Origin of the sequence: Dysgonomonas sp. 521 (assembly GCF_010501055.1) — a bacterium.
Taxonomy (GTDB): domain Bacteria; phylum Bacteroidota; class Bacteroidia; order Bacteroidales; family Dysgonomonadaceae; genus Dysgonomonas.
In genome coordinates, this window is the sequence record NZ_QVMO01000140.1 from 1 (window position 1) to 4106 (window position 4106).

At 46.6% G+C, this 4106-nt stretch carries 3 protein-coding genes; all 3 read right to left on the reverse strand.

The window, feature by feature from the left end; genetic code table 11:
* Positions 1–361: Arm DNA-binding domain-containing protein (locus D0T84_RS20855; protein WP_255495517.1), on the reverse strand; the 361-nt coding region annotated here is incomplete at its 3' end.
* Positions 362–609: 248 nt separating this feature from the next.
* The gene (locus tag D0T84_RS20860) at positions 610–3192 is read right to left on the reverse strand and encodes an FISUMP domain-containing protein (protein ID WP_163309822.1); all 2583 of its coding nucleotides are present in this window, start codon (positions 3190–3192) and stop codon (positions 610–612) included.
* A gap of 75 nt (positions 3193–3267) precedes the next feature.
* Positions 3268–4106: FISUMP domain-containing protein (locus D0T84_RS20865; RefSeq protein ID WP_221413158.1), on the reverse strand; the 839-nt coding region annotated here is incomplete at its 5' end.

The window sequence follows — 4106 nt, forward strand, 5'->3', positions numbered from 1 at the left end:
TCAGGCGGGAGACGAGTTTCTTCAGGCTGTGTTCGCCCGATTCTTCCATGCGGCTGGAATGGTACACATCGGTAATCTCCTCCACTTCGAAGTAGCTGTTTTTGCTTTCGAGTTCGCGGATGATAGCCCGCAAGCGGACAGTCTCTTCTTCGATGCCCCTGCGGGCTTCGTACAGGTAGTTGTCCCGCTGGGAGGTACTGTCAACGATTGCCTTGTTTTTACTGTCCCACTCTTCCCTGTATATCTTATAGGGAAGGGTGATTTTGCGTGCCCTCCTCTCATGGATAACCTGTAGGTACAGGCTACCGGGATAGTTTCCGGCTCTCTCCGAGGGTCGGTAATGTAAATTGATACTTGTCATAATTGTTTATTCTTTTTTGATTTTCCTTTGATTTTTTTTATAGAACAAAGGAAAGAAGAAAAGGGTTGGGTGGGAGGAGTTTTTTGGGGGAAGAGTTTCGCCCGCTTTATACTTTAACATATAAGAGGACATTTTTTTTAAAAGTTCCCGCAGGCTAAGCCAATAGCCTGCGGGATGATATCATATCGGATTGGGTAAATCCTTATAGTATGTCCTTCGGGGTTGCAAATCCCGAAGGATGAAGAGGGTTAGTTACATGTTTCGCCATCGGCGCATTTTACGCAGCGGACAGAATAACCATATGCACGATTGCTCCTTAGAATCATAATACCATCTTGTGCAAAATTCATTGCATATGAATAAATACTCGGAATAACTGATGCACTCCAATAATAACCTGATATACCTACATAATTTTCAAGTATTTCTCCATCATAATGACTACGTTTAAAACCAGCTGGTAAATAAAGTGCTTTGGCTATATTAACACCTCCGGGAAATACTCCGTATCTATCTGCTTTGGACGGATCTCCTATCCATGCCCAGTCATTGGTAGAGGCATCACGAAAAAAATAACTAGTTGTATTACTAATTGTTCCTGTACCATATATCGACCACCATTGAAGGTGACTCGGTACTTTCCAGCCATCAGGACACGGGTCATTATCAGCTTTATTTTGATCTATATCTGTTGCACTACCATTTCCCCAAAGAGCATCTTCGTATCCGCTACGCCAGTTGTATGGTGAACTTGAGGCTGTGATAAACTTAGGATGTCCCGGAACATTTTTGTCTGATATTTCATCTGTAAATTCGTTATTAGCTCGTAGCTGATGTTCGTCTTTCGGGCGTCCCCATTGATACAGATCGCCCCACATGCTACATGGATCGGTATCAGTTTCTGCACCCAAGTTTACATGGGCAATAGTTATTTTTCCTAAAGAATTACCATTTTCATCCACTGAATTTACATGGATAGGCGATAGCACGCCTTTAGTCGCCTCTACAATAGTTATCTTATATATATTGGAATTTTTGGTACCTTCTGAGTTACTGACCTTGCAATATACAGGCACTTCTGCAACATTATTACCCAAGCCATCATCTTCCAGCGTGAGGGTAGATATTATGTCAGGCGTTAGCTTGAACGTCTCGCCCGTAGCCCCATCTATTTTCACATCGTTTACATACCACTGATATAGAGCCATTGGCACCACATTGTCTTCAGCGTCATATCCTGTAGCAGTCAGTGTCATGGTCTGGTAGGTAAACATATATGGCAGGCAGCTTTCTACTTTAGCCGACTGTATAGGGGTAGTACTGTTGCACGGGTTGTCGGTGTCGATTACGCAGCGGACAGAGGCACTCCCAGCCATTCCAGACTGGTTGGGGTACCACGAGCCCACCGAAAGCGTTAAAGACTCAGCAGAGCCAACATAACCCGTGCTAGACCAATAATTCCCCCATCCAGACAAGTCCGAGCGTCTACCAGGTCTAGGCAAAAACAAACCATTGCCTATCTTTAGGCCACCAATATCCGCTGTGCTGTTCAAATAATTAGTGTTATAATAAAGGATACTTAATAATTGTAGGTGGCTTGGAACTTTCCAGCCCGCAGGACAAGGGTCTGTAGGTCCTCTTAGTTGATCTTTACCTTCGGAGTCATCTCCCCAGCGCAGCTTGTCTGCAACATCATCATCTATCCAATCGGCTGCTATCACCTCTATATACTTATTATGCCCCGGATTAATATTATCCGATTGTTCATAGGTTGTTTCACTATTTCTCAGTTGATGTCCGTCAGCATTCCTTCCCCACTGGAATAACCAGCCGAGTGTACCATTCTCACCTTTTTCATCACCTACTATACGCTGGAATGGATCTTTAGTCGCATCTGCCCCCAGGTTGAAGCACTGGAATTGCAGCCAGTCGGGGTCGCCAGTAAGCTGTGGTGAGCCTTTTACGATAGTCCTGTTGGCCATAGCAGTAGTATATGCCCCGCAACCTACGTTGACGCGTACATAGAGTTGCTGCCCAAGTACGGTAATAGGTATATCGAATGCCTTACCCGCATAGGCGGCATCTACCGTACCCGATACCTTTACGGGGAGTTCCCCGGCTCCGGTTGCCAATGTGGCAGCATCTATCGTAACGGTGATACCGCTGGCATGGTCGTAGGTGTATCCTGCAAAGGCTTCGCCTTCGGCTCCGGTATATCTGAATACTCCGGCCGGCATTGCACTGTGAGCTACTCCGGCGCCACGGGTACAGTCGTCGGTTGTACCCTGAATAAATGAACCCAGAGTATTTACATATTTATATAGTGGGTCGGATTCGTCCAATCCGGCATCTACATTGTAGTTGGGGTAGAATATGAGATTCGTTGATGGAGTATTACCCTCGCAATCCTCCGGCAGTCGCATCCACTTCTCGCCTGTCCACACATATAGTCCCGGACAGAAAGGGTCTTCGTCGCTAACGTTGTAGACTAAGAGCCCCACATGTCGCTGGTCGGCAGTGGCTCTGGCTATTGCATTGCCTTTGTCGTCTACATAGTCGGTCGCAGAGCTTGTTGCTTTGTCGAACATGGGGTACAGGGCGTCTTCTTCCTCAAGGTATACGCGCGATACGCCTAGTCCGAGTGTGGAATTCAGCCCTTCGGCATCGGTTTGTTTCAGGTCGAGCAAGGCCCCTTTTACGGGGGTGTAGTTTGAGCCTATGGTCACCTGTGCCTCAGCTTGCGGGCTGCAAATCTGGAATACTGCCAGTAGTGCCAGCAGTTTGCACCAGCCCAGCCAGTAGGGTTTGGTTTGTGTTTTTGTTGTTTTCATATTTTGTTGTTTAAACTTTTATAAGATTCTTATAGTATGTCCTTCGGGGTTGCAAATCCCGAAGGACGAAGAGGGTTAGTTACATGTTTCGCCATCGGCGCATTTTACGCAGCGGAGTTGAAGTCCATTGTCTTCTGGTCCATATGAGGATGAAAAGTTAGAACCATCATTAACAGTAAATGACATACTGCCAGCACTAGAGTTGCTATCCCATACTATACTAGACCAATAATAACCAGCGCTGCCAACATTTTCAGACCCATTGACATCTTTGCGAATCCCCGCAGCAGGCAGAAATAAACCTCCTCCGATCATATAACCACCGTACTTTCCCTCAGCAAATGTGCCTGCTGGCTTCCACGTGTTATTCTTAGCTTTACTCATATCACCACTATCGTATAAGTCAAAGAGAAGTTCCCATTGTGTTATGGAAGGAACTTTCCATCCTGTAGGGCATGGATCATCATTGCCTTTATTGGGATTTTTAGGCGCTGAACCCCAACTATCACCCCAAGCATTACCATCACCCCAAGCATCATCGGCTCCATAGCGTCCATCTAGCCAATCGCTATCATTCTGCCCCCATTGGTAATACTCCCCTATGAGGTATTGGAACGGATTACTCAAAGTCGCATCTGCCCCCAGGTTGAAGCACTGGAATTGCAACCAGTCGGAGTCGCCGTTTGGCTTTGGTGTACCTTTTACAATAGTCCTGTTGGCCATAGCAGTAGTATATGCCCCGCAACCTACGTTGACGCGTACATAGAGTTGCTGCCCAAGTACGGTAATAGGTATATCGAATGCCTTACCCGCATAGGCGGCATCTACCGTACCCGATACCTTTACGGGGAGTTCCCCGGCTCCGGTTGCCAATGTGGCAGCATCTATCGTAACGGTGATACCGCTGGCATGGT

Coding starts and splice junctions, on each gene's coding strand:
- D0T84_RS20860 (WP_163309822.1), bottom strand. CDS start 3,192: ATGAAAACAACAAAAACACAAACCAAACCCTACTGGCTGGGCTGGTGC.